Consider the following 23,894-nt stretch of genomic DNA (forward strand, 5'->3'; position numbering starts at 1 on the left):
ATGGGAAAAAAATCTCCCCATGCCCTATTTCATCCATATTAGTTAAGTGTATTAGCAATTAGGGGTATAGCGATCGCTACGCATAACCATAACAAAAAAGAATATCGAGTCAGCAATAAGGCATTGTGAATTACGGTTGGGGTAATGGGATGAATGACATCTCCTAAGAGGGGTTTTTGTTGAGGTACTCCCCCATACCAATTGGTACCGCCCATTTGCACACCCAAAATAGCAGCATAAGCACACTCGCTCCAGCCTGAGTTAGGACTGGGATCTTTTACCGCATCGCGGCAACATATTCGCCAAACATATAAGGGTTTACCTGATAGTAGAGCCAAAGTAATCACCGTTAAGCGACAAGGTAGCCAAGTTAAGTAATCCTCTAGCCTGGCACTAAACCACCCTATATAAGTATAGGGTGCTTGGCGATAACCTACCATGGAATCAAGGGTACTGCTAGCTTTGTATGCCAAAGCCAGAGGAATTAAACCCACACCCGGCACACAAGCGCCCACAATGGCATAAAAAAGTGGAGCCATAACTCCATCTGTAGCATTTTCTGTGACAGTTTCTAACACAGCGCGCAAAATTTCTGGTTCTGAGAGATGTTGTGAATCTCTACCGACATAATTACTTAAAATATAACGGGCTGAGTCTAAATCTCCTGCTGTTAATGGTTTTAAAACCTCCTGTGCTGCAGTCCGAAGACTTTTCAAAGCAAAACAACTAGCTAAAATAATGGTTTCTAAGACATTTCCCCATAATGGATGGAGCCATTTGGCAGTTTGAATTATTAACCAACCCAAACAGCCGCTACCAATTATTAAGGTTATGGCTAAGATAATTCCAGCTATCCGTTGAGCGAGAGAATTGTGACACACCTTGAGAAAAAATTTAGTCAGGGGAGAAATTACCCACCCCATAACTTGGACTGGATGAGGCCAACCCCAAGGATCGCCAATTAAGTAATCTAATAGTGCAGCAAGAAACAAAATAACAGATGATGTCATTATATATGAAGGCGAATCACCAATTACTAAACGACAAAACTAGCTTCTTCCCCAAGAGAAGCTTGCCAACTACGCGCATCATAATAAAGATCCGCCAGAGTAATACTGTATAAAGCCTCTTTGAGCTTTTGGTTGAGTCTTTGCCAAAGAGTGAATGTTACCCAATCTTCAGTTTGGGCTGCGCTTGGGGTCTGATGTGGTAAACGAGTCATATTTTCACCAACTGACTCTAAAATTTGACCTATAGAAATTTGTGCCGGCTTTAATGCTAGTTGGTATCCACCAATGCTACCCCGAATTGATTTCACTAATCCAGCCCGGCGCATTTCTATTAGTAACTTCTCAAGGTAAGGCGCGGGGATATCTTGGCGAAGTGCGATCGCTCTCACTGGTGCTGGTCCATAACCTGGCTGTAAACTTAAATCTAGTAATGCCTTGACACTGTAATGTCCTTTGGTAGTTAGTTTCATGGTCACGAGTTTTGTTTATTTATGAGTTATCAGTTCTTTTGTCTTCACCGCTGACCGTTGAATAATTACTAATGCTCAGGATTAAATGAGCATTTTTCTATATCATCTTTTGTTCTCATGAGCAAGGGATTTAAGTAAATAAGCCTTGAGACTGGCTTTAGGAAACTTAAACAAATATAATCTACTAGTCTTCACAAACTAGATATAGTTAAGAGCATTCCAAAGAATAGATTCCCTTGACAATGTTGGTAATTGTGCAACAATTTCATCTATGAGTGTAATATACTTATGAAAGCTGAGATAAAAACTCAAGGATTTTGTTCCTACTAGCTCGATGTCAGCTAAAATAAATCCAATTCAACTACTCCAACCATTCATTTTTCATCTAAGTTGATGCCTAAACTGAAAAAAATAGAACCCCTAATGGGTGAAGAACTGCTCAAAAAAGTTAAAGAGCTAGAAACCCTGAGCAAAGAAGAAAAAGCCAAGCAGTGCGGCTACTATACCATTACCAAAAATGGTATAGAGCGTGTGAATATGATGAAATTTTTGAATGCCCTCATTGATGCGGAAGGCATTCAGTTAGACAGTTCACCCAGTGCGAATGGACGTGGCGGGCGCAGTGCTAGCTATAGAATTAGCGTGCAATCAAATGGTAATTTACTTATAGGTTCAGCTTATACAAAACAGATGAATCTCAAACCAGGAGATGAGTTTCTCATCACACTGGGGAAAAAACATATTCGTCTGAAACAGCTAGATGCAGATGCTGCCGAAGACATGGAAGCCATAGAGATTACAGCATAATCAATTGTCAGTTGTCAGTTGTTGATTTTTTCTAGTGACTACTGACCATTAGACAGATACTAATGATTTACTCTGAGCAGAGATGAAAGGCTGTCGCGTTAGTTATAAGGTGGTTGCAATTCACCTCCGGTTAAGTATGGAACTATAACCGGAGTCCTCTTGCTCCATTAAGATAGAGCTAGTAAATGGACTAAGCGGAGGAGGTAGATGAATATACACACCTTTGATAAGGATTATATTAGTTGCCCAATTTGTCAAAGAAATCCTAAGCACAGAATAGCCCAGTCTCATGTGGGCTTGTTTAGCTGTCCTTATTGTCAGCAAAGGCTAGTAGTCTGTCGCAGTGGCCATTATGTCCGTGATCCGTTTATACTTAAACAAATAATGCTTTGTTCGTCTCTACGTCGTCAAAGTAGCCCTTTAGCTAGAATTACACGAGATTTTATTCTCAACAAGCGTCCTGTCTTAGGGTTGGCTGTTGGTCTGGCTATTTTCTTGACTATGATCACGATGACGCAGCAAAATACCAGCTATGAAGGGCAACTTCCTACCACTGAGAAAATTCCAGAACAAGATTAATCAATTTTCTGATTACCAAGCCCAGTAGTTTGATTTCATTAATAGCAGTAGAGAAATATAACTTCCCCAAAGTAAAATTTTCAGGAATTCCCCATTACCTCGTTCTGCTAAAATAGCAGCTAAAGTCATGGTCAGAGCCACAGCTGCAAAAATCAGCTGTAAATCTGTTTTCTCTACTGTGCCGGCACTGAAGTAAATACTAGCAGCAGAAGCCACTACAGCTAGTATTGACAAACTGGTTATCCAAAGACGGGGATAGGATGATGCTACAGGAAGATTTTCTATTTCTGCTAACTCAGCGCCAAAAGCTAAGGCTAGACTGGGGTAAATGGTTAATAAGTACTCAGGAGGTTTTATACTCATCAAGGATATTAGCAATAAATAGACGAGACTCCATACCAGTAAGAGTTTCGCCCAGCTGAGGTTAAGATTTGTCCAAATTAAGCGCGCAGTTTGCGGCAAAAAAATTAACCATGGCCATGTCCATTTGAGAATTTCCATGACATAGTACCAGGGGGGAGCATTATGTCTGTTAATGCCTGTGTTGATGGGGGTTAATGATTGATTGACCAGGACGACAGAAGCAAAACTGTAACCATAGTGCAACAGTTGCATACTATACCAAGCAGCCACAGGTAATATGCCAATGGTGATTCCTATCCAGAAGTAGAAACTGGTGAGCAATCTGGGTGTATCCCAAAATAGAAAGACAATGGCGATCGCACCCAGTAATATGCCTAATAGCCCCTGAGTGAAGCAAATTAATCCCAGTGCAATTCCAATACCAAGACAGTAACGCAAATCCCGCCGCGATCGCAATAGGCACCAAATCATGATGATAAAAAAGGTTACCACCGCTCCATCTAAAATAGCCAATCTGCCATAACGGACTACGGGGAGCATTGTCAGATAAATCAAGGAGCTATAAATAGCTACCCAACGTTGACGAGATATCTCCCGACTCAGAGAATAGAGCCATGGCACAGAAAATGCTGTCAAAATTGAGCCGGGTAAGCGTGTAGTCCATTCATTCACGCCTCCCAAAGAATAAGCCCAAGCAATCAACAAATGTATCAAAGGTGGTTTGTTATAATAGGGTTCACCTAGTAAGGTAGGATAGAGCCATCTCATGGAACCCGGGGGAGCACTCCAGATTTCCTTGGCAACCTGCGCCACAGTAGCCTCATCCCCATCTCGTAAGGATAATCCTCCCAGATTAATACTAAACAGTAAGACTGCGGCCAACAGTAATACCATGAGCCATGCCCAATCAATCCATTGATTAACCGTGCGATGCTGTTTTTCTAGATAGTCCGAAACAAAACTTCTTTCTTGCATATTCTCTGATCATCATTTTACTTACTGTTTTGATTACACACCAGACATGAATACATCTCTAATGTTACCCATCAGTCAGAATATCTATTTTGAATAATTCCTAAATTCTCAGGTTACCTCAATTTTCCCTGTGCATAAATAATTTTTCGAGAAATTCAGTTGAGTGTTCTTTAATTTATTTAACAATAATTAGCTGGTAGAAATGATACAAATATTAGCAAGATGAGTATGCTAACTATCTGTTGAGGAAATTGTCAATGAGTTTGGCTTTTATTTTAGATATAACAATTGGTTTAATTTTTATCTACTTAATTTTCAGTTTGCTAGCTTCCGAAATTCAGGAAATGATCTCTACGGTTTTACAATGGCGGGCAGTGCATCTAAAGAAATCCATTGAAATTCTTGTAGCAGGTGATGCAGAAGATTCAGATGATGATAGGATCATTAACTTTGTTAATGAATTATATAACCATCCCTTGATTAAAGCTATCAACCAAGAATCAAAAGGTATTTCAAATTTACCTCGGCGGTTTACTTGGTTATTATCATCTCTTCTGGGACAACTTCCCCTATCTGGAGGAAAAAAAAAGAAAAGTTTTTTTGGATATGTACAATACCAAAAAGGGAATATCAAAGATAACAATAACCAATCACATCTTATAAAGCACAGCGCCCCTTCTTATATGGCAGCGGATACTTTTGCTACGACCCTCATAGAAACATTAGGTATACCAGAACTAGTTCATAAGTTAACTGAATCAAGACTGATAAATTTTAAAGATGAACAGTTACATGAGATCCAAAATATTTTATTGAAGTTTCACACACAAGTAAATAGTATAGATGACCACATAACGCAATTTTCAGTTAATATCTACCAAGAATTTACAGAATTAGTTGAGAAAAGCTTTACCGAAATTATTGATGATTTCTGTAAACAAAAAGCTGACTTGCTGATTACCATGAATCGCATGGCACAAAGTTTAGATAAATACATATATATTTTTCAGGAAGATATGCCAGATGAGTTTTTCGCCGGAAAAGCCTTACAAAAACTGAGATTCCTCCGAGGGGATATGTTTAACGAGCTTGAAAAAACTATTTCCCTCAAAGGTTTAAGACCTCATATTAATGAAGTTGTGCAGTTAATCAATATAGGTAGTGAGGTTCACCAAGGATTACTAAATGAATTTAAAAACCAAAATATTGAAGCCGATAAAACATTTGAAAAGTTGAGGGCAAAACTGCCGCAATCTGTAATTAAGAATATGGCTAGTTTAGCAAAGCGTGCCGAAACAAAAGCTCAAAATACACAAGAAGCAATTTATATATTACAGCAAGAACTAGAACAGACATTTAATCAATCAATGGAGCGATCTGCCGGAGTATACAAACGAAATGCTAAAGGAGTAGCACTTTTAATTGGCTTTAGCATGGCAGTCATTGCAAATGCTGATGCATTTCATATTGTAAACAGACTATCAAAAGATTCTGCTGTCAGGATTGCTATTGTGAATAACGCTGGGCAAATAGTGAAGAATAATAATCTTAATGCATCTGGAAATTTAGCAGAAGTCAAAAAACAAACTGAAGATGTATTAGCAGAAATTGTCTTACCTATTGGTTGGAGTGCTATGAATTTAAAACAACAACTTGACTGGGAGCCTAGTAAACAGGGTTATTTCTCCATCAAGAAATTTTTAACTATGATTTTCGGTTGGTTTGTAAGTGGAATTGCAATTGCCATGGGTGCACCATTTTGGTTTGATTTGCTGGGTAAATTTATAAATGTGCGCAATACAGGTAAAGCAAATACATCTGCTGCTAAAAAATAAAAATTAGGCGTAACTCCCAGTCTTGATCGTGGCGAATAATTTGAATTTGTTTGATAAATTCTCGAAAGTAAAACCTCCTTTCTGCTTCTGATAAGTCTAACCAAAATTGGGGAATGGAAACAGCTTGAGCAACAGAACGCAAGTTGACTGGGGGAAGTGTTGCTAGTTTTGCTTGGAGTTGAGAAATTCCTGTGCGCAGTTTGTAAGCCCTTAACTTGGCTGTTTCGTCATCCAAAATCCCCGTTTCCACTAAAGCTGGTAACTGCTGGAGTATTTGTTGCTGATTTGCGATCGCTTGTACCAGACTATTCTTAATATTATCCAATTGGGGAAAGTCCATTCCGTCCACAGCCAGAGCTAAGTCACGGCAAATAATTTTAATAGTATGCTGTAATACGTCATGGTAGGCGATCGCCCGACATTTAGTCCGTCGCTTACAGCTAATAGGACGTAAATAAAGATACTCTTTATCTTGGTTGCGCCCGGTGACGCGGGTAACTGTTGTATGTGACTGACACTCACCACAAATAACTAAACCAGCTAAAGAACGGGGTGCGCTGGCGGTTCGAGAAGGTAAACGACTGTTGCGGCGTAAGATGCGGTCAACTTGAGCCCCTTCTTCCCTAGAAATAATGGGGATATGGGTATCAGAAATAATTTGATGATGGTGATAAGCTGTATCACCGCGATAAACGGGATTAGTTAGCCAGCGTCTCCCTGTAGTAACAGAAATTTTCTTACCATATTTCTTGGCTAAATAACCAACTGCACCCCGTAGGGAACCGTAAAGTAAAAAGTGTTCAAAAAAATCTTTAACTACAGTTGCTGTACTGCGGTCAATAGTATATTTTTCTTTACTACGACGATAGCCATAGGGAGCTTTACCCGGAGGAGGTGAGGCTTGTAGACGATTAGATGCGTGTCCTTGGCGGATACGGCGGCTATGCTGCTGATTTGCGATTTCCTGAAGCAATTTCCACAAATCCGAGTCTACACGCGAACTTTGGGAAGTATAGGGTTGTTCCGTAGCAATAATCATGATCCCCATTGCTTCGAGTTCATGCAAGCGATCGCTCACTTCCTCCAAAGTATCCCCCAATTCCCCTAAACTACGGATGAGGAGATAATCTGCTGGTTGAGTTTTACAGTCTGTGATTAATTTTTGTAACTGCGATCTCTGACCCAAATCTTCATATGTAGAATCAACCTCCCACCCCCAATCATGGGGATGAGGAGAAGATTCTAACAGGGGGTTACTGTAAGCATAAGCAATAATTTTCATTGCTGACTCAGTTCGATGATATTCCCATCCGGGTCTTGAGTGAACAAAGCAGCGCGACCCGAAGCACTAACTTGAATGGGATAGTTGTGATGGAGTAATTCTTGTTGAGCATGATCCAAATCAGCTACACAAAAGGCTATATGAGGATTGCGTCCCCATTTTTGATTAGGTTTATCGGTAGGGACAGTATTTGCAACTATGAGATGAAGTTGATAGTTCCCCACCTGATACCATACACCGGGATACTTTAAGGATCGCTCGATTTTGGACAATCCCAATATTGTTCCATAAAAATTTTCCGCTTTTTCTAAATCAGTCACGAGAATTGCTGTATGGAGAGACTGGATAATCTGCATTGTCTATCTACTCATCAAGTAATAATCAAAGTTTGTAGTGAGAACTTTACCCCCATCTATTATCTATGATGCAGGATTTGGTTTTTGACATCTCCCCCGGTTGAAACACAGGGGATTCTCAACGGATGTTGCTACGCGGGACCAAGCCTTGCGCCGCAAGGTTTACGATATGATTTACTTAATCCCTTAAATAAATCAACTCGTCTTGGGAGTGTCAAAGCTCCCCTACCCTTGGCTAGGTTAACACTTAGCTGTGTGGCTACTTTTGTTAAAGTATTTGCAGCACCGTTACAGTCAGCGTTTACCAGTATCCCAGCAGACGTTTTATACAATACGCGTTTTACCCTTTGACCTGACGGTTTCCATCTCTTGGGTTTTTCACCATGTTTGTAGAGGCGATCGCGATCCAGGTAAGACGCTTTTGATGTATACGCTTCTTCAGTAATTATTAATTTTATGCCATATTCTGGACAAAGTTGTTTAAGACGTTCAATTAGTCGCCCTGTGGGAATGGGGGCAAAGTTTTGATTCCCCAATAGCTGGCGTGGCGTAAGCATAAATGCTAGTATAAATCTTTGCTTTACAGGACAAACTATTTATTATTATGGGGGCGAGACATCATCGCCTAATTCATACTGTTGAGCAATTTGCTATGGCAAGACAGGCTATATTGCAATTAACCGATAATAATTAGGAAAAACACCTGTGTTTCCTCTCTATGATGAAAACCCCGCGCGAACCACTCCGTATTTAACTTACGGGTTGATTGGTTTGAATATTGTTGTCTTTCTTCATGAACTCAGTCTATCAGGTCAAGAGCTAGAGCAATTTTTCGGGATGTACGCCGTCATACCACAACAGTTAACCACTAATTTTTCCCAAGAGTGGACAGCTCTATTTACATCACAATTTTTACACGGTGGTTGGTGGCATCTGCTCTCAAATATGGTATTTCTCTGGGTCTTTGGTAACAATGTTGAAGACCGTATGGGACACTTCAAGTATCTAATTTTTTATTTGTCGTGCGGTGCTTTAGCAGCCTTATGTCAGTGGTTTATCAGTATGAATTCTACCATTCCTTCTTTAGGCGCTAGTGGTGCGATCGCTGGGATTCTGGGTGCATACGTGATGCGGTTTCCGCAATCGAGAATTTTAACCTTAGCTTTTCTCGGTTTTTTTGTCACTACCATCAGGATACCGGCAATTATTCTCATAGGGATTTTTGTCATCCAGAATGTGATATCCGGTCTAGCCAGTCTGCAAGCCGCTGCTAATATGAGTGTGGAAACAGGCGGAGTTGCTTACTGGGCACACATTGGCGGCTTTGCTTTTGGGATTATTCTGGCTCCGTTATTCGGGTTATTTCGACATGACGGCACCGGCGCTAGTTGACACCCCTCCCCCAATCCCTCCCTGTTGAAAATTAATATTTTGTTGTTAACCCATAATGAATTTACTCTGGCAACGATTTACTTTATCTGATTTACCAATCAAAGAATATCTGGAAACAAGCTACTTACGCCGCTATTTGGTGGGGTTATTACACTCTTGGCGGCAAAGTAGCATTTTGATGCAGTGGGGAGACAGCATCGCAGTAGTTTTCCTTAGCTTGCTATATGCTCTTGCCCCTTTTGTATCCAGTAGCTTAGTCGGACTGTTACTATTAGCTTGTGTCGGATTTTGGCTGTTGTTGACCTTATCTGATGAATCAGCACCGGCAAATACGCCGTTATTTACCCCCATTCATCTGCTGGTGTTACTTTACTGGGCAATTGCTCTAGTCTCTACAGCGTTATCACCAGTCAAGCAAGCAGCGTTTAAAGATTTGGTAGTATTAACACTTTATCTACTGCTGTTTGCCCTGTGTGCTAGGGTGTTGCGATCGCCTCGTGTGCGGTCTTGGATAATTATCCTGTATTTACATATATCTTTAGTAGTAAGTATATACGGGTTGCGGCAGTGGTTTTTCAAAGCTCGATCACTAGCAACTTGGGTAGACCCAGAATCTCCTCTAGCTCAGACAACTAGGGTTTATAGTTATTTAGGTAACCCCAATTTATTGGCTGGATATCTTGTACCGGCGGTAGCTTTAAGCCTAGTAGCAATTTTTGCTTGGGATAGCAGGATCAAGAAAGCTTTAGCATTAACTATGTTTACAGCTAATGCTGCTTGTTTAGTTCTCACTTTTAGTCGTGGTGGCTGGATTGGTCTAGTAGTGGCTGTACTGACTGCCATGGCCTTACTAGTTTACTGGTGGAGTGTGGAAATGCCTCCTTTTTGGCGTACTTGGTCACTGCCGATAATTCTGGGAGGTATGATTGGGTTACTGTTGCTAGTAGTGATATTTGTCGAGCCAGTGCGCCTGAGAGTTTTAAGTATTTTTTCGGGTCGTCAAGATAGCAGTAATAATTTTCGTAGAAATGTTTGGGATGCTGTGTTTGAGATGATTCGCGATCGCCCCATGATTGGGATTGGCCCCGGTCATAACTCTTTTAATCAAGTTTATCCACTCTACCAACGTCCTCGTTATACGGCTTTAAGTGCTTATTCTGTTTTTTTAGAGGTGGCTGTAGAAACTGGTTTGGCGGGTTTAGGCTGTTTCTTATGGCTGATGATTGTGACGTTTAATAACGCATTTGTACAAGTGCGACGATTGCGGCAATCTAGGAGTGTAGAGGGATTTTGGTTGATGGGAGCATTGGCTACTGTAACGGGGATGCTAGCTCATGGGACTGTAGATACTATTTGGTTTCGTCCTGAAGTCAATACGCTTTGGTGGTTAATGGTGGCTATAATTGCTAGTTACTGGACACCCATACCTGAAGACCACAGTCAAAATGTGACTTCAACTCACGGAAAACCCAGACCAAGCTAAAGTCCAATCAACAGCAGAATTCAGGATCCACAAATGAACTCACCGTGGCGAAGTAATTGTGAAGTTTTATAACCAAAATGCCGAAAACCCTTGAGGAACAGGCGGATGCAGCCATATTCTGTACTTTAGGCAATGGATGTTCGCGCAGCGTCTCCCCTTGGGAGAAGGCTGTTTAATGCGTTTACGCCTGAGTAATTTTGTGATATATTGATATCAACACCGAACGGTAAACAACCTGTATAAAAATCTAACTGCCTAACGGCAATCTGCAACTTGACAAGTGTAGATATGGGTTTCTATCCCATAGTTCTACTCCCTTCCGCTGCGGATAGGTAAAATATACATGGGAGCTAGACAAACAGTATTAAGTCCAACAAAATTAGGAATCATCCAGCTAGGGGAGGGCTTCCCCAAAGTAACGTGATTAAGAGAGAACCTCCTCTGGGTTAGATGCCGCAAGGAGTCTAATCTAAGTGGACTCGTTGAACCAACAATATCCGCAGCTTCAGCCCGGAAAGTATCAAGGCTTAGTCCCTATATGTTGTAGTACTAGGAGCAGTGGGTTCACGATAAGCAGTAGGTTCCCCGCCACTTTTTCTACCAGCTAAACCAGCCAAACCAAATAGACCAATTAATCCTAACCAACCCCAATCAAAATCCTGGCGTTCGTAAACTGTTGTTCTGGGTGTAGTCTCAACTCTCGGTTCAGTAACTTGGGCATTTACAGGTAGAGTTAAAGGCAATATTGCCATACTCAAAGTGAGAAAGCCAGCACCAACTGCTTTGGTCAAAATAGGTGTCATGGTGAAAATCTCTCATCCCTTCCAACTTTACCCACTAGTTTATCGATTCCCATAACTCACCCAATCAATCCGTAGCCATAAACTCGGCTTTCTCTAAACTCACACTGAGGATATATACAGAGGTCAATGAAGCTTAATAATTTTTCATCGCTCGTTGCATATCACGTTGATCTTGCCGTTTTTTGAGGGATTCACGTTTGTCATGGATTTTTTTACCTTTACCAAGGGCTATACTCACTTTTACCCAGCCTCGTTTGAGGTACATTTTTAATGGCACTAGTGTTAAACCTTGCTGTTCCACCTTCCCAATTAACTTACGAATTTCTTGCCGATGTAGTAACAGCTTGCGGGTACGACGCGGCTCATGATTAAAATATTGACCACTAGCGTTGTAAGGAGAAATATGGACGTTGATTAGCCATGCTTCGCCATCACGAATCAACGCATAACCATCTTGGAGATTAACTCTACCGGCTCGAATTGATTTAACTTCTGTTCCTGTCAACTCAACTCCTGCTTCAAAGGTTTCTAGGATTTCATACAAATAACGGGCTTGACGGTTGTCACTAATAACTTTGTAGCTTTCGCTCTTTTCGCTCATTGAAAAACTTTTTTGTACTTAAATGTGCTGGAAAAATGTTTGGATTGGCTGTAAGTGTGATATCCATATCAGCGTTAGTCCATATCCTTTTAATTTAACTTTTTTCAATTGTCAATTAAAAGTTAGAGGGGAGAAAATATTAATTCACACTATAGCGAGTATTATCTGTAGATGGTTGGTTTATTGTTAAGAGTTAAAAAGCTACCTATAGCCTTTCAGCATTCCAAATCGAACTTGGTTGTAATTTGGCAATACTGACTCAGTATTTAAGGTTTTCCTCATAAATCAAAAATAAGAGACTCAAGAGCTGGTAATCGTGTCATACTATGAAACATAAGAATACTATTTCTGCTTGCGTTCACTGATGTACCTCGGATAAATCCGTTAATCTGAGTTAAAAAATGCTAGGGGTGTATTGTCCATGCCCTTGACTATTCTTGTTGTGGATGACGACCCGGGCACTCGTCTATCCATTAGTGATTATCTTGAACTGTCTGGCTACTCCGTAGTGACGGCGAATGACGGTCAAGAAGCTTTGAGAATGGTAGAGAATTACCATCCTGATTTGATTGTTACTGATATTATTATGCCACGAATAAACGGCTATGAACTGGTGCGTCGGGTACGGCAGCAACCGACATTCCGGTTATTACCTGTAATTTTATTAACAGCACGCACTAAAACCCAGGAAAGAATTCTTGGCTACCAGTCTGGCTGCGATTTGTACTTACCTAAGCCATTTGAACTCGAGGAGTTAGCAGCAGCAATTCGTAATCTTTTAGAGCGATCGCAAATTATTCGATCTGAATACCGCTTGTCTTATAAAGAGAATTTAGGCAATTTCATACCTTCCAAAGAGGTGACAATGCCTTCTCTATGGGCGGGTATTAGGGAATCCCATCAGTTCCTATCCTTGACCCCCAGAGAACAAGAAGTTTTGGAACTGTTGACTCATGGTTTATCTAATGCTGATATAGGAGGTGAATTACACTTGAGTCCGAGAACTGTAGAAAAGTATGTTAGCAGTTTATTAAGAAAAACTGACACCAGCAACCGAGCGGAGCTAGTTCGCTTTGCTATTACCCATGGCTTGGTTGAATAGATTTAGCTTTCTACTTGCTGACTGGTAATGTATGTGAGTAGACCTTCACAAGCATCAACAAGTAAATCAATCACTTGATGGAAGCCTTCCACTCCACCATAGTAAGGGTCTGGAACTTCCTTGAGGGTATAGCGAGAGCAGAACTTACACATCAAGTAAACTTTATGGTCATACTGCCCAGTGGGGTCAAGAGCCAGGATATTCTCATAGTTCTCTTGATCCATTGCCAATATCATATCAAATTCCTGAAAGTCTAATTTTTGAAATTGCCGCGCGTGACCACGCAGTTTAATTCCTAACTTTGCACTAGCAGCCGCACTCATGCGTCTATCTGGCGGACTACCAATGTGATAACTGGATGTACCAGCAGAGTCGCAGAGGATGCGATCGCTCAATCCAGACTGCTCAATAAGATCATTCATAATATTTTCTGCCGATGGGGAGCGACAGATATTCCCCAGGCAAACAAACAGCAGCTTATAAGGCATAAAAATTCTACTTAGCAACCCTCCAGGGTCAAAAATCTACAGACACTAGTTTAATGGTTTTTGAGTGTAGAGACGCAACCCATGGCGTCTCTACAGCTAACGATTAGAAATTAGGGAGTTCCAGACCGCTGGTCAAGACTTCCATTTGTTCGCGCATTGTTGCGGTGGACTTGCTATAGGCATCTTTCATGGCGACTGTTACGAGGTCAGAAAGTAATTCTGCACCTTGTGCTAGGGCCTCTGGGGCAATTTCCACCCGTCTGGGTTCTTGGTTACCACTGACAATCACCTTCACGAGTCCACCGCCGGACTCTCCCTCAATCTCCATTTGCTCCAATTGTTCTTGAAGCTGTCTGGCGCCTTCTTGAACTTGCTGCGCCTTTTTGAAAGCGTCGGCGAGTTCTTTCATTTTTCCTAGACCACCAAAACCGAATCCCTGTCCTTTTCCTGTCATAACTGATTTTCCCAGCGTGCGTTTAATATCAAACCAAATTTCATTATAGATGGGGTCGGTAGCTGGCCTGTTTTATTACTAATCTTTATTCCCCTAAGCAGCCACCTGGAACTCACCGATCATTTTTACTTCTGGCTCTAAGCAAATTGACCAATGTTCTTGTACTTGCTGTTGAATATGACGAATCAGACAGAAAATATCGCTGGCCTTAGCCCCACCACGATTGACGATGAAATTAGCGTGTAATAGTGCTACTTGCGCTCCGCCAATTTGGTGTCCTTTTAAACCTGTTTGTTCAATTAACCAACCAGCAGCATAAGGTGTAGGATTACGGAATACACTGCCACAGCTAGGGAAATTGTAGGGTTGGGTATTTAGTCGATGTTTTTTGTGTTCCTTTGTTACTTGCAAAACTCGTGCTGGATCTATACCTGGTTGGAGTTGAAAGGTGGCTTGGGTAACAATGCGTTGGCAAGGGTTCCCTGTAGAAGATTCACGATTTTGTAGTGATGAAGTTCGATAGCTGTAACCTATCTGGTCGGCCGTCAGAGTTTCTAAGGTACCATCCGGTAAAAGTACCTGAGCACTCACTAACATATCTGCAATGCAGCTATGATGGGCCCCAGCATTCATGACCACAGCACCCCCAACTGTGCCGGGGATACCAACAGCCCACTCTAATCCTTGCCAACCTAATTTTGCTGCTTCCCATGCCAGGTTGGGAATTGATTCTCCCGCCGCCACAGTTAATTGACCTGTTTGGGGATCAAAGTGACTATGGCGCAGATGACGAGTAGAAATTACTAAACCCGGTAAACCGCGATCGCTAACCAATAGGTTGGAACCTGCACCCAGTACTATTACGCCCAATTTTTGTGTTTTAGCATACTCAACACTAGCCTGTAGTGCTTCTAAATTACGAGGAGCAACGTACCATTCTGCCGCTCCCCCTACTCTATAAGAAGTAAATGCAGATAAAGAAACTTGTGACTTAATAGCGCAATCCGTATCTTTTAAGTAAATTATTTTACTATCACCTAAATCTTGTCTTTCCTGCTTCTCTGTAATTGAGTCAAAAACTGTGCAGACATTTCCAAGTGCCTGGGAGATTTTCATCTTGAGATAAATTTGTGAAATTTTTACATTTAAGTGCCGTAAAAATACGGCAATAGAATCATTGCCAGAGGAAAAAACCTTGGGGTAACTCAGTGTCCACCGTAATTGTTCTTCCTCATCTAGGATGTGGCTGTAACAGGTTCACAAAGTGTAGTAATTACTTCAGGGATGACCTGATTTAAATTCCCAGCACCTAGAAATAGTGCTAAATCTCCGGGACGCAGGGTTTGTACCAAGAATTCACTCATTAAGGGTAAATGAGGTTCATAAAGCACCTGTGGATGCTGTTTGGCTATTGCTACTGCAAGTTGTTCACCGCTAATTTGCCCTAAATTAGGTTCGCCAGCACTGTAAATATCTGTAAGTATAACTAAATCAGCATGGGCGAAAGACTCAGCAAATTCTTCTAAGAAGGTGAGTGTGCGACTGTAGCGATGGGGTTGAAAAATAGCAACTACTCTTTGCCCTGGTCTGGACTGGAGACGTGCTGCAGCAAGAGTAGCGCGAATTTCACTGGGGTGGTGGGCATAGTCATCGATAAAGGTAATACCGCCAACTTCTCCGCGCAACTCGAAGCGTCTTCTAGCACCTACAAAAGTGGCAATGCTCTTGGCAATTGTGCCAAACTCTAAACCCAAGGCTCGACCAACAGCTACTGCCGACAGGGCATTGCTGAGATTATGCCGACTGAGCAAACGCAAATTCAATACTCCCAAGGGTTTGCCTTTCTCCCAAACCAGGGCTGTGGTCCCATCAGCGCGATAATCAATATTAGTAGCAGTATAATCAGCATCTGTTTCTGGATTGAGGCTGTAGCTAATTGTCGGTTGGAAACGATGGCGTACCGTATCACAATCAATACAACCTATAAGGATTTTACAACTAGAGGCAAATTTTTGGAAGATGCTAACTACTTCTTCTAAGGTCTCATAGTGGTCAGGATGATCAAGTTCAATATTAGTAATAATGCCAATTTCGGGACTGTGTTTCACCAGGGAACCATCAGATTCATCTGCCTCAGCTACCAAATACTTGCTTTCCCCTAATCGTGCATTTCCTTCCCAAGCGTCAACCTCACCACCCACCAGAATTGTGGGGTCTAAACCAGCTTGTAAGAGCATATAGCCAATCATGCTACTGGTAGTAGTTTTACCGTGGGTTCCTGCAACTGCGATGCTATAGTAGTCTGAAATCAAGGCTGCTAGTACATCTGAACGATGCAAAATTGGACATCCTAATTCCAGTGCTGCTTTGTATTCCAAATTGTTGGCATTAATTGCCGTTGAACAAACAACTTGAGGCAGTGTTGAGTTACTACCTGCGGCTAATATTTCTGGTGAGTTTAATATTACTTTATGAGCTGATTCACGAGATCGAAAGAACTCGAGATTGCTAGCCTCCTGTCTGCCAAAAATATGTGTTCCGATCAACTCCAACTTGCACGTAATATGACTCGGACGAAGGTCAGAACCTGATACTGGCATTTGACGCTTGGCCAGAATGTATGCTAGGGCCGACATACCGATGCCACCAATTCCAATGAAATGAAATGGTCGGCCGCTAAAATCTACATAATTATTCATTGATGAGTCCTCTGACACCACACCATAATCACAAATGACACGCGTATCATACCAGGAATTTGATTTTTAGACTAACTGCACTTGCATTTTGTTTATACCTGATATTCAGATTATTTTCCTCTGTTTTTTTGCTGATTGAGAATGATTTTACCTTTCTTGAACGTTTTGGCTATTTCGGAACTGTTATTAAGATTATTCTGAGAGTTGATGCCGCATCGGGACAGAAAATATTGTATTTCGCAATACCTTTTACTCAGTTATTGAGTGATGTTGGCTACAGTAATACATTATTAATAGTGGAAATACTTTTAAATTGAGAAATTTTCCATGAAACTTCTCCAGTCAGCTTGAGCCAGATAGTATATTTGTATTATCATCTGGCGATATGGAATCAAGTTTAGGTATGACTGAATGCAGCACATCGGAATCTTTGGTGGCACATTTGACCCAGTTCATTGGGGACATTTACTCGTAGCCCAAACAACTTTATATCAAGTACCTCTGTCAAAGGTGATTTGGGTACCATCACTAAACCCACCCCATAAAAAAGTGGCTTTGTTTAAAAATCGCTGGGAAATGTTGAAATTAGCCACAAGAGGAAACTCAGCATTTACCCTCTCCTCCATCGAGGCAAAACGCTCTGGGACCTCCTATGCCATCAATACCTTCATGGACTTATCTAGTTGTTATGCAGATACTCACTGGTACTGGATTACGGGTTTGGATACATTTCAAACTTTACCCCGTTGGTATCGTGGACGGGAACTAGTACAAATGTGTGATTGGTTAATCGCTCCCCGACAGCTAGGTGGTAAGACGACAGATCAAAGCGAGCTGATATGCAAGCAAGTGGAGCAACAACTCACACAGCAGTCGCTAACTATTCGCTGGCAAATATTGGACATACCTTTAATAGGAATTTCCTCAAGTCTGATTCGGAGACTTTGCCGGGAAAGCCGGTCAATTGCTTATTTAGTCCCGGAATCCGTCAGATCCTACATTAATACTCACAACCTCTACTCAGATAAATCTGAATAAAATATGTGTTTTTTTGATCGATCTGAAAATTTATGGTTATTAATACTCCCCCCTTTGCGATATGATTGGGTTCAAAGATATCAATTTATAGGCATAAATACAGAGGGTAAGACACTGTGATTAGAGTCGCAATCAATGGTTTTGGGCGCATCGGACGTAACTTTGCACGCTGCTGGGTAGGCAGAGAAAATAGCAACATTGAGCTTGTTGCTGTCAATGACACATCAGACCCTAGAACTAATGCTCATCTCCTCAAGTATGACTCAATGCTTGGGAAGTTAAAGAATGCTGATATTACAGCCGATGATAACTCCATCATCGTTAATGGTAAGACTATTAAATGCGTATCAGATCGCAACCCAGAAAACTTACCTTGGAAAGAGTGGGGAATTGATCTAATTATCGAAGCAACAGGCGTATTTACCAGCCGAGAGGGAGCGCAAAAGCACATCAATGCTGGAGCGAAAAAAGTTCTGATCACCGCACCTGGTAAAAACGAGGATGGTACTTTTGTCATGGGAGTGAATCATCACGAATATGACCACAACCAGCACAACATCATTAGTAACGCCAGCTGTACTACCAACTGCTTGGCTCCGATAGCCAAGGTATTAAACGACAAATTCGGGATCATCAAAGGTACGATGACCACCACCCACAGCTACACCGGCGACCAGCGTTTGCTAGACGCTTCTCACCGGGATTTACGACGCGCACGGGCTGCAGCTATTAACATTGTTCCCACCTCCACTGGTGCAGCAAAGGCAGTAGCACTAGTAATCCCAGACCTCAAAGGTAAACTTAATGGTGTGGCTTTGCGGGTACCAACTCCTAACGTTTCAATGGTAGATTTCGTAGTTCAAGTTGAAAAGCGTACTATTACTGAAGAAGTGAATCAAGCTCTCAAGGAGGCTTCTGAAGGTCCACTCAAGGGCATTTTGGACTACAGCGAACTACAATTGGTCTCTTCAGATTATCAAGGTACTGATGCATCTTCGATTGTCGATGCCAACTTGACTTTAGTCATGGGTAATGATATGGTGAAGGTGATGGCTTGGTACGACAATGAGTGGGGTTACAGCCAAAGAGTTCTAGATTTAGCAGAACTGGTAGCCCAAAAGTGGGTTTAGTCATTAGTAATTAGTGATGACTTTGAAATCATCTGTAACTGAAGCAAGAGCAACAGATCTTGCAATAGGAAAGAAACGATAAATAACTAGTTTTTTGTTGTCTGCTGTTGGACAGCCAGTGGACGTTAAATAGATGCTTGTGGAGGTGAGTCTGGTGGGGTTTTCAAAACAAAGATAACTGGAAGCCAGACAAACCTCTCAAGCAAGAATCTCCTGTTACAGCCAAAGGCACAACGGTGAGAGTCTCAATCGGTAAAATGTTGAAATCCGCGGAAAATTTGTAATTTTTCGCGTTTTTTTTGCTCTTTATCTTGTACGACTACTTGGGAACCTGTGGTAATAGTTCCCACTATGGCAGCGCTTTCACCGAGTGTTGTCACCAAGTGATTGGCAATAACTTCTGGTAGGCACAGCACTAATTCAAAGTCTTCACCGCCGTAAAGGGCATATTCTAGAGCTTTTTCTGGTGTCAGCCAATGCTGAAAACTACCTGGTAAGGTGATTAGGCTGCTTTGTAGGATAGCGCCAACACCACTGGCGCGGCAAATTTGCAAAATGGCATCCGCCAAGCCGTCGCTGCTGTCCATACCGGCTATAGGGGGGTGGTGGGATGGAAAATAGGATTCGAGAATTTGCCAGAGTATGGGTAAAACATCTAATCTGGGTTGTGGGCGCTGGTGTACTGTGATTAGTGTCCTTTGTTCTGCATCGGTGAGGTTTTGCCTCAATTCGGGATGTAAGAGCAATTCTAAGCCGGCTTGGGATGCTCCATGAACACCAGTGACCATGATCGCATCACCCACTTGCGCCGCAGAACGTCGGATAATCCTTTGGGGATGAACTTGACCAAAGGCAGTAATGGCTATGGTGGTGACCGGCGATCGCACGATGTCACCGCCAACAATGACGGTATTGTATTTCTGGAGGCATTCTGTCATTCCTTGATATAAGCGCTCAACCCAACTCACCATCACCTCCCCTGGTAGCGCCAAACCGATGGTAATGCCCATGGGAGTGGCCCCCATTGCTGCCAAATCGGATAAATTAGCAGCCACAGCCCGCCAACCAGCATCTTCTGGGGATGTGGTGACATCACTAAAATGCACACCATCCACCAGCACATCTGTTGTGACTACTAAAGATTTTTCTGGTGAGGTTAAAAGGACAGCGGCATCATCCCCAATCATTCCTGGGGGGCAGAAACGCTGCAATTTCTCTAAAATACCTTGTTCGCCAATATCTTTAACTTGAGTCATCAGTGATTAGTCAAATAAAAGAGGAGTATAATTAAAAACTCCCCCAACTTTCGTATTTATCTAGAAATCTCTACCTTTCTAGGCGGCTGACGGCTGAACCAAGTTTTCTATTCCTTGAATCACAGCTGCCGATTCAATTTTGTCACCTTCTTTGAGTTTATCCAAAATTTCTTTACCATCAATGAGATAGCCAAAAACGGCATAGCGACCGTCTAAGAGGTTTCGTCCGGCAGGAGTGAGTTCTGGCTCAAACAAAAAGAAGAAAAATTGAGAAGAACCTCCATTTACTTCACCTTCTGGGCGAGCCATTGCCAATGCCCCAAAGGAAGAAAAAGGCAGAACTGGCATATCGAGATAACGCCCAGCTTCTTCAAGAGTAATGCCATAAGTGGGTTCTTTCTCGCCTTCCACTAATATTTCTAAAGGAATAGCGCGGTATTTGCCAGTTTTCGGATCAATGAAACCTAATTCTTTTCCTGGCGGATCTCCGGTTTGCAGCACGTAAGACTCTTCTGAACGGGTAAATTCTAAACCGTCATAAAAACCTCGTTGCACTAAATCCACAAAGTTACCAGCTGTGACGGGGGCGCTATAACCGTCTACCACCACAGTCAAGTCACCTTTGTTAGTTTTAACAGCCACTGTAGCCCGACCTTTGAGTTGAGGCAGGTTACTATACTCAGCAGGTACTTCAAAGGGGAATGCAGTCACCATTGATTCTTCTAACTGGGTGACTACATCGAGGAGTTTATTTCTACCTTCTAGAATTTGTTGTTTATCTTTAAGTTGTACCGCTGCTTGGAGTGAATCGACCCCAGATTTTAACTGGTTAATCCAAGCTTCGGCTTGAGGTTGGCGTTCTTCGGGAACGCTTGCTAGGATTTGGTTAGGTCTATCGAGAATCCGTGACGCTGTTTTCAGGTCGCTAGAGATAGCACCCCATCGCCGATTTGCCCGCAGTTGGGTAGAGATATCCTCTAAACTGGCTTGCAGTCGCCGGACTGGTTTATTCTCTATCGGGAGTGCATACCTTAATAAAGCCTTGCCTTCAGTAATAGCATTTCCAGATGGCAGGGCTGCGTGACTAGGAGGAGTCCAGGTCGCTGTATTTATGCCTAAAAATATTGTTATTAACAATATTCCCATTAGGCTGTTTTTCAGCCAGGATTTTAATATGTTAAACATGATGGAATAACTCAAATGCAACATCACATTGTTGGCTGGGCTTAACCCATCAATCATCTTCCCACAGTACGAGTGCTGAGTAATGAGGGAATTTAGGATCGGGGCTAAAATTATCTATCACGGTCTAGTCTTTCCCGTAGGGTTTGTGATTTGCTTGTTTCTGCCAACCAAAAAGACCGCGCTGACTCACCATACCTGAATGAATTGACTAATTACTTGATGATTAACTACTAATTACGACTCTTGAAGGGTACAATAAATGCCGATTGTCTTCCAAAACTTAAAGCTTCATGATCTCTAGTAACGACTTTCGACCCGGTGTATCAATTGTCTTGGATGGGTCTGTATGGCGAGTAGTAGAATTTCTCCACGTTAAACCAGGCAAAGGTTCTGCCTTTGTACGTACAACTCTCAAGAGTGTCCAAACTGGCAAGGTGCTAGAAAGAACATTCCGCGCCGGGGAAACTGTACCACAAGCCAATTTGGAAAAAAGCACGATGCAGCATACCTATAAGGAGGGCGATGAGTTCGTCTTTATGGATATGGAAACCTACGAAGAAAGCAGATTGAGCGCAGCGCAAATAGGCGATCGCGTCAAGTACCTGAAAGAAGGTATGGAAGTTAACGTTGTTCGTTGGGGGGAGCAAGTTCTAGAGGTGGAATTACCCAACTCTGTGGTGTTGGAAATTGTCCAAACCGATCCAGGTATCAAGGGTGATACGGCTACAGGTGGAACTAAGCCAGCTACTCTGGAAACAGGAGCAATCATCATGGTGCCATTGTTTGTTGCTCAGGGTGAGCGTATCAAAATTGATACCCGTGAAGATAAATACTTAGGCAGGGAATAAGTTGACTTTGTGACCACCAAGCAATTTTGATTTCAGTCCCTATATTTAGGGATTAAATCCCTGCCACATTGATAATTTTGACTTACGGTTAGGTCGAGGTAATAAAAACTGTGCCATTGGAATTTAATGAAATCCGCCAACTACTGGCAACTATCGCCCAAACAGACATTGCAGAAGTAACACTTAAAAGCGATGACTTTGAACTAACAGTACGCAAATCAGAGCGAGAGAAACTTACCGAATCGCCAAATCAGATCGTCGAGGTGGGAACAAGTCGTGTTTTGGATAATACTGCCACTGCTTCTACTGTGCAGTTACCAGCAAATCCCCCATCACTGATTGATAAAAGACTAGTAGAAGTTCCTTCCCCCATGGTAGGAACCTTTTATAGCGCTCCCGCACCAGGTGAAGCACCTTTTGTGAAAGTGGGCGATCGCGTCCGTAGCGGTCAAACAGTCTGTATCATTGAAGCGATGAAACTGATGAATGAAATTGAGGCAGAAGTATCCGGACAAATCATGGAGATTCTGCTGCAAAATGGCGAACCGGTGGAATATGGCCAAGTTTTGATGCGAATTAACCCCGATTAGGTATTAATTTATCAAGATATCAATCACGCAAGAGTGAGATCCCCTACCTTTTCTGCCGCGTACACACCAGCCCAAAAAGCGAGAACTCAAAGGTTGTACCCCTCTGCTTGGCAAGGAGAGGGGCTGGGGGTGAGGTCAAACCCCACTAATAAAGTCTTTTACAGCGCCTTTCATCTGAGTTAGGTACAAAAGGGCGGGCACCGATGCCCACCCCACAAGATTTATGATATTCAGCTGTGTACTTTATTTACTTGAAAAGTGCCGTATGTATTGATTTAAACTGAGTAGCTTTTTTGGAGGGTGTGTTGTCGCGTAGCGCAACGTACCATCCTGAATTTTCGGTGCGTTAGGACTAAAGTCCATAACACACCGTACCCAAATCAAAAGTTTTAGACTTCTGTGTACACATTAGACCTTTGCAGGAGGGGATTAAAGCGGATAGTTTTGCTCAAAGCTTTGACGAGTCAATGGCTGCAACACTTCCACACCCTCCCCACCTAAAAACTCCAACTGTTCTCCCTCGACCTCAATGTATACTTTCGCATTTGGATCTAGTGTTGTGGCTGTATAAATAACTTGTCCAATGCGACCGACCATCGATGTTGAACCGCCACCTTTAGTAAAATCTTCAGATAAATTAACATGAACCTCACCATTCTCCATTTTCAGCCCCAGCAACTTGGTTTCTGGGGGTATAGTTGTAGAATCTGTCCCTTCTGTTGGTCCGGCCAATAAAGCTTGGAAGGCTCTTTCTAAAACTTGGTTGGGTTGCGTAGCAGCTATTTCCACCGGTTGGGGAACCAAATCCAACCCTGTATCCCTTGGTTTAAGCCAGTAAACATGAGGTGTTTGCCCTTGCACAGGATCTCTTGGCGTAATAGTTTGAGATGGTCCGATTGGTGTAGGAGGCTGATTAGAAGCAAGCCAAGCTACACCACCACCCACCAATACAACTGCTGCTGAGACTGCTGCAATTACACCAGAAGAAATACGTTTAGATCCTTGTTGGTTGTTCATATTTAAAAGGTTCCTGACAGGAGACTGAGATAGTGTCGTTCACAAGAGCAGCCTGATAAAAGACGATATCGATGAGTGGGAGTTTCTTGAAATCTCAAGAAGGCTTGATTTGTCTAAATTCTATTGACTTG

At 42.2% G+C, this 23,894-nt stretch carries 24 protein-coding genes and 1 pseudogene; 10 read left to right on the forward strand and 15 right to left on the reverse strand.

Annotation, left to right across the window (positions count from 1 at the left end; translation table 11 throughout):
• Nucleotides 1-38: 38 nt before the first annotated feature.
• Both cbiB and NWP21_RS07645 read right to left on the reverse strand, forming a co-directional pair.
• Nucleotides 39-1,010, reverse strand: coding sequence for an adenosylcobinamide-phosphate synthase CbiB (cbiB, locus tag NWP21_RS07640; RefSeq protein ID WP_280792220.1), 972 nt, complete (start codon nt 1,008-1,010; stop codon nt 39-41).
• Nucleotides 1,011-1,036: 26 nt separating this feature from the next.
• On the reverse strand, nt 1,037-1,480 hold the full coding sequence (locus NWP21_RS07645) for an Rrf2 family transcriptional regulator (RefSeq protein ID WP_271731091.1): 444 nt from the start codon (nt 1,478-1,480) through the stop codon (nt 1,037-1,039).
• Nucleotides 1,481-1,873: 393 nt separating this feature from the next.
• Between NWP21_RS07645 and NWP21_RS07650 the strand changes: the two genes are divergently transcribed.
• Both NWP21_RS07650 and NWP21_RS07655 read left to right on the forward strand, forming a co-directional pair.
• Nucleotides 1,874-2,287: an AbrB family transcriptional regulator gene (locus tag NWP21_RS07650; RefSeq protein ID WP_271731093.1), complete on the forward strand. Its 414-nt coding sequence runs from the start codon at nt 1,874-1,876 to the stop codon at nt 2,285-2,287.
• Nucleotides 2,288-2,494: 207 nt separating this feature from the next.
• Complete coding sequence (locus tag NWP21_RS07655; RefSeq protein WP_271731096.1) at nt 2,495-2,866, forward strand: hypothetical protein; 372 nt, start codon at nt 2,495-2,497, stop codon at nt 2,864-2,866.
• 21 nt (nt 2,867-2,887) lie between these two features.
• Here NWP21_RS07655 and NWP21_RS07660 read toward each other — a convergent pair.
• Nucleotides 2,888-4,204 (reverse strand): annotated as a pseudogene (locus NWP21_RS07660) (glycosyltransferase family 39 protein); the annotation flags it as partial.
• A gap of 257 nt (nt 4,205-4,461) precedes the next feature.
• Here NWP21_RS07660 and NWP21_RS07665 point away from each other — a divergent pair.
• Nucleotides 4,462-6,039 carry a hypothetical protein gene (locus NWP21_RS07665; protein ID WP_271731098.1) on the forward strand — a complete coding sequence of 526 codons (1,578 nt, stop codon included), beginning with the start codon at nt 4,462-4,464 and terminating at the stop codon, nt 6,037-6,039.
• Here the strand turns inward: NWP21_RS07665 and NWP21_RS07670 are convergent.
• The 3 genes from NWP21_RS07670 to NWP21_RS07680 all read right to left on the reverse strand — a co-directional run bounded on the left by NWP21_RS07670 (nt 6,029) and on the right by NWP21_RS07680 (nt 8,234).
• Entirely contained in the window at nt 6,029-7,321 is a 1,293-nt protein-coding gene (locus NWP21_RS07670) for a recombinase family protein (RefSeq protein ID WP_280792221.1), read from the reverse strand. The two genes, NWP21_RS07665 and NWP21_RS07670, sit on opposite strands and share 11 nt — an antisense overlap.
• The gene (locus tag NWP21_RS07675; RefSeq protein ID WP_271731102.1) at nt 7,318-7,677 is read right to left on the reverse strand and encodes a VOC family protein; all 360 of its coding nucleotides are present in this window, start codon (nt 7,675-7,677) and stop codon (nt 7,318-7,320) included. The genes NWP21_RS07670 and NWP21_RS07675 overlap by 4 nt, the downstream gene beginning before the upstream one ends.
• A 131-nt stretch (nt 7,678-7,808) precedes the next feature.
• Complete coding sequence (locus NWP21_RS07680) at nt 7,809-8,234, reverse strand: hypothetical protein (RefSeq protein ID WP_348519761.1); 426 nt, start codon at nt 8,232-8,234, stop codon at nt 7,809-7,811.
• A 148-nt stretch (nt 8,235-8,382) separates the two neighbouring features.
• On the opposite strand from NWP21_RS07680, the gene NWP21_RS07685 reads away from it, so the two are divergent.
• Entirely contained in the window at nt 8,383-9,069 is a 687-nt protein-coding gene (locus NWP21_RS07685) for a rhomboid family intramembrane serine protease (protein ID WP_271731104.1), read from the forward strand.
• A 55-nt stretch (nt 9,070-9,124) separates the two neighbouring features.
• Entirely contained in the window at nt 9,125-10,552 is a 1,428-nt protein-coding gene (locus tag NWP21_RS07690; protein WP_280792222.1) for an IctB family putative bicarbonate transporter, read from the forward strand.
• 527 nt (nt 10,553-11,079) lie between these two features.
• Here NWP21_RS07690 and NWP21_RS07695 read toward each other — a convergent pair.
• Together NWP21_RS07695 and smpB are read right to left on the reverse strand one after the other, a co-directional pair.
• Nucleotides 11,080-11,355: a WGxxGxxG family protein gene (locus NWP21_RS07695; protein WP_271731110.1), complete on the reverse strand. Its 276-nt coding sequence runs from the start codon at nt 11,353-11,355 to the stop codon at nt 11,080-11,082.
• Nucleotides 11,356-11,488: 133 nt separating this feature from the next.
• Nucleotides 11,489-11,956: an SsrA-binding protein SmpB gene (gene smpB / locus NWP21_RS07700; protein WP_271731112.1), complete on the reverse strand. Its 468-nt coding sequence runs from the start codon at nt 11,954-11,956 to the stop codon at nt 11,489-11,491.
• A 421-nt stretch (nt 11,957-12,377) separates the two neighbouring features.
• On the opposite strand from smpB, the gene NWP21_RS07705 reads away from it, so the two are divergent.
• Nucleotides 12,378-13,058: a response regulator transcription factor gene (locus NWP21_RS07705; RefSeq protein ID WP_280792223.1), complete on the forward strand. Its 681-nt coding sequence runs from the start codon at nt 12,378-12,380 to the stop codon at nt 13,056-13,058.
• A 2-nt stretch (nt 13,059-13,060) separates the two neighbouring features.
• Here NWP21_RS07705 and NWP21_RS07710 read toward each other — a convergent pair whose 3' ends face one another.
• The 4 genes from NWP21_RS07710 to murC form a co-directional block, all read right to left on the reverse strand.
• Entirely contained in the window at nt 13,061-13,546 is a 486-nt protein-coding gene (locus NWP21_RS07710; protein ID WP_280792224.1) for a low molecular weight protein-tyrosine-phosphatase, read from the reverse strand.
• 103 nt (nt 13,547-13,649) lie between these two features.
• Entirely contained in the window at nt 13,650-14,000 is a 351-nt protein-coding gene (locus NWP21_RS07715) for a YbaB/EbfC family nucleoid-associated protein (protein WP_271731116.1), read from the reverse strand.
• Between the two features lie 93 nt (nt 14,001-14,093).
• Entirely contained in the window at nt 14,094-15,116 is a 1,023-nt protein-coding gene (gene murB / locus NWP21_RS07720) for a UDP-N-acetylmuramate dehydrogenase (RefSeq protein ID WP_280792225.1), read from the reverse strand.
• A gap of 119 nt (nt 15,117-15,235) precedes the next feature.
• Nucleotides 15,236-16,699, reverse strand: a complete 1,464-nt coding sequence (gene murC / locus NWP21_RS07725; protein ID WP_280792226.1) for a UDP-N-acetylmuramate--L-alanine ligase — start codon at nt 16,697-16,699, stop codon at nt 15,236-15,238.
• A 411-nt stretch (nt 16,700-17,110) separates the two neighbouring features.
• On the opposite strand from murC, the gene nadD reads away from it, so the two are divergent.
• Nucleotides 17,111-17,737, forward strand: coding sequence for a nicotinate (nicotinamide) nucleotide adenylyltransferase (nadD, locus tag NWP21_RS07730; protein ID WP_280792227.1), 627 nt, complete (start codon nt 17,111-17,113; stop codon nt 17,735-17,737).
• A gap of 116 nt (nt 17,738-17,853) precedes the next feature.
• Nucleotides 17,854-18,867, forward strand: coding sequence for a type I glyceraldehyde-3-phosphate dehydrogenase (locus tag NWP21_RS07735; RefSeq protein WP_280792228.1), 1,014 nt, complete (start codon nt 17,854-17,856; stop codon nt 18,865-18,867).
• A 245-nt stretch (nt 18,868-19,112) separates the two neighbouring features.
• Here NWP21_RS07735 and thiL read toward each other — a convergent pair whose 3' ends face one another.
• Both thiL and NWP21_RS07745 read right to left on the reverse strand, forming a co-directional pair.
• The gene (gene thiL / locus NWP21_RS07740) at nt 19,113-20,123 is read right to left on the reverse strand and encodes a thiamine-phosphate kinase (protein ID WP_271731123.1); all 1,011 of its coding nucleotides are present in this window, start codon (nt 20,121-20,123) and stop codon (nt 19,113-19,115) included.
• 78 nt (nt 20,124-20,201) lie between these two features.
• On the reverse strand, nt 20,202-21,308 hold the full coding sequence (locus NWP21_RS07745; RefSeq protein WP_271731124.1) for a peptidylprolyl isomerase: 1,107 nt from the start codon (nt 21,306-21,308) through the stop codon (nt 20,202-20,204).
• A 290-nt stretch (nt 21,309-21,598) separates the two neighbouring features.
• On the opposite strand from NWP21_RS07745, the gene efp reads away from it, so the two are divergent.
• Nucleotides 21,599-22,156, forward strand: a complete 558-nt coding sequence (efp, locus tag NWP21_RS07750; protein WP_271731125.1) for an elongation factor P — start codon at nt 21,599-21,601, stop codon at nt 22,154-22,156.
• 110 nt (nt 22,157-22,266) lie between these two features.
• The gene (gene accB, locus NWP21_RS07755; protein WP_271731126.1) at nt 22,267-22,746 is read left to right on the forward strand and encodes an acetyl-CoA carboxylase biotin carboxyl carrier protein; all 480 of its coding nucleotides are present in this window, start codon (nt 22,267-22,269) and stop codon (nt 22,744-22,746) included.
• A 429-nt stretch (nt 22,747-23,175) separates the two neighbouring features.
• Here the strand turns inward: accB and NWP21_RS07760 are convergent, their stop codons facing one another.
• Nucleotides 23,176-23,763, reverse strand: a complete 588-nt coding sequence (locus NWP21_RS07760; RefSeq protein WP_280792229.1) for a GerMN domain-containing protein — start codon at nt 23,761-23,763, stop codon at nt 23,176-23,178.
• Between the last annotated feature and the right edge of the window lie 131 nt (nt 23,764-23,894).

This window comes from Anabaenopsis sp. FSS-46, assembly GCF_029891665.1.
In the GTDB taxonomy this organism is placed as follows: Bacteria; Cyanobacteriota; Cyanobacteriia; order Cyanobacteriales; family Nostocaceae; genus Anabaenopsis; species Anabaenopsis arnoldii.

Bases quoted from the DNA above. Each gene is read 5' to 3' on its own strand.
- cbiB (WP_280792220.1), bottom strand. From the start codon at position 1,010: ATGACATCATCTGTTATTTTGTTTCTTGCTGCACTATTAGATTACTTA.
- NWP21_RS07645 (WP_271731091.1), bottom strand. From the start codon at position 1,480: ATGAAACTAACTACCAAAGGACATTACAGTGTCAAGGCATTACTAGAT.
- NWP21_RS07650 (WP_271731093.1), top strand. From the start codon at position 1,874: ATGCCTAAACTGAAAAAAATAGAACCCCTAATGGGTGAAGAACTGCTC.
- NWP21_RS07655 (WP_271731096.1), top strand. From the start codon at position 2,495: ATGAATATACACACCTTTGATAAGGATTATATTAGTTGCCCAATTTGT.
- NWP21_RS07665 (WP_271731098.1), top strand. From the start codon at position 4,462: ATGAGTTTGGCTTTTATTTTAGATATAACAATTGGTTTAATTTTTATC.
- NWP21_RS07670 (WP_280792221.1), bottom strand. From the start codon at position 7,321: ATGAAAATTATTGCTTATGCTTACAGTAACCCCCTGTTAGAATCTTCT.
- NWP21_RS07675 (WP_271731102.1), bottom strand. From the start codon at position 7,677: ATGCAGATTATCCAGTCTCTCCATACAGCAATTCTCGTGACTGATTTA.
- NWP21_RS07680 (WP_348519761.1), bottom strand. From the start codon at position 8,234: ATGCTTACGCCACGCCAGCTATTGGGGAATCAAAACTTTGCCCCCATT.
- NWP21_RS07690 (WP_280792222.1), top strand. From the start codon at position 9,125: ATGAATTTACTCTGGCAACGATTTACTTTATCTGATTTACCAATCAAA.
- NWP21_RS07695 (WP_271731110.1), bottom strand. From the start codon at position 11,355: ATGACACCTATTTTGACCAAAGCAGTTGGTGCTGGCTTTCTCACTTTG.
- smpB (WP_271731112.1), bottom strand. From the start codon at position 11,956: ATGAGCGAAAAGAGCGAAAGCTACAAAGTTATTAGTGACAACCGTCAA.
- NWP21_RS07705 (WP_280792223.1), top strand. From the start codon at position 12,378: ATGCCCTTGACTATTCTTGTTGTGGATGACGACCCGGGCACTCGTCTA.
- NWP21_RS07710 (WP_280792224.1), bottom strand. From the start codon at position 13,546: ATGCCTTATAAGCTGCTGTTTGTTTGCCTGGGGAATATCTGTCGCTCC.
- NWP21_RS07715 (WP_271731116.1), bottom strand. From the start codon at position 14,000: ATGACAGGAAAAGGACAGGGATTCGGTTTTGGTGGTCTAGGAAAAATG.
- murB (WP_280792225.1), bottom strand. From the start codon at position 15,116: ATGAAAATCTCCCAGGCACTTGGAAATGTCTGCACAGTTTTTGACTCA.
- murC (WP_280792226.1), bottom strand. From the start codon at position 16,699: ATGAATAATTATGTAGATTTTAGCGGCCGACCATTTCATTTCATTGGA.
- nadD (WP_280792227.1), top strand. From the start codon at position 17,111: ATGCAGCACATCGGAATCTTTGGTGGCACATTTGACCCAGTTCATTGG.
- thiL (WP_271731123.1), bottom strand. From the start codon at position 20,123: ATGACTCAAGTTAAAGATATTGGCGAACAAGGTATTTTAGAGAAATTG.
- NWP21_RS07745 (WP_271731124.1), bottom strand. From the start codon at position 21,308: ATGTTTAACATATTAAAATCCTGGCTGAAAAACAGCCTAATGGGAATA.
- efp (WP_271731125.1), top strand. From the start codon at position 21,599: ATGATCTCTAGTAACGACTTTCGACCCGGTGTATCAATTGTCTTGGAT.
- NWP21_RS07760 (WP_280792229.1), bottom strand. From the start codon at position 23,763: ATGAACAACCAACAAGGATCTAAACGTATTTCTTCTGGTGTAATTGCA.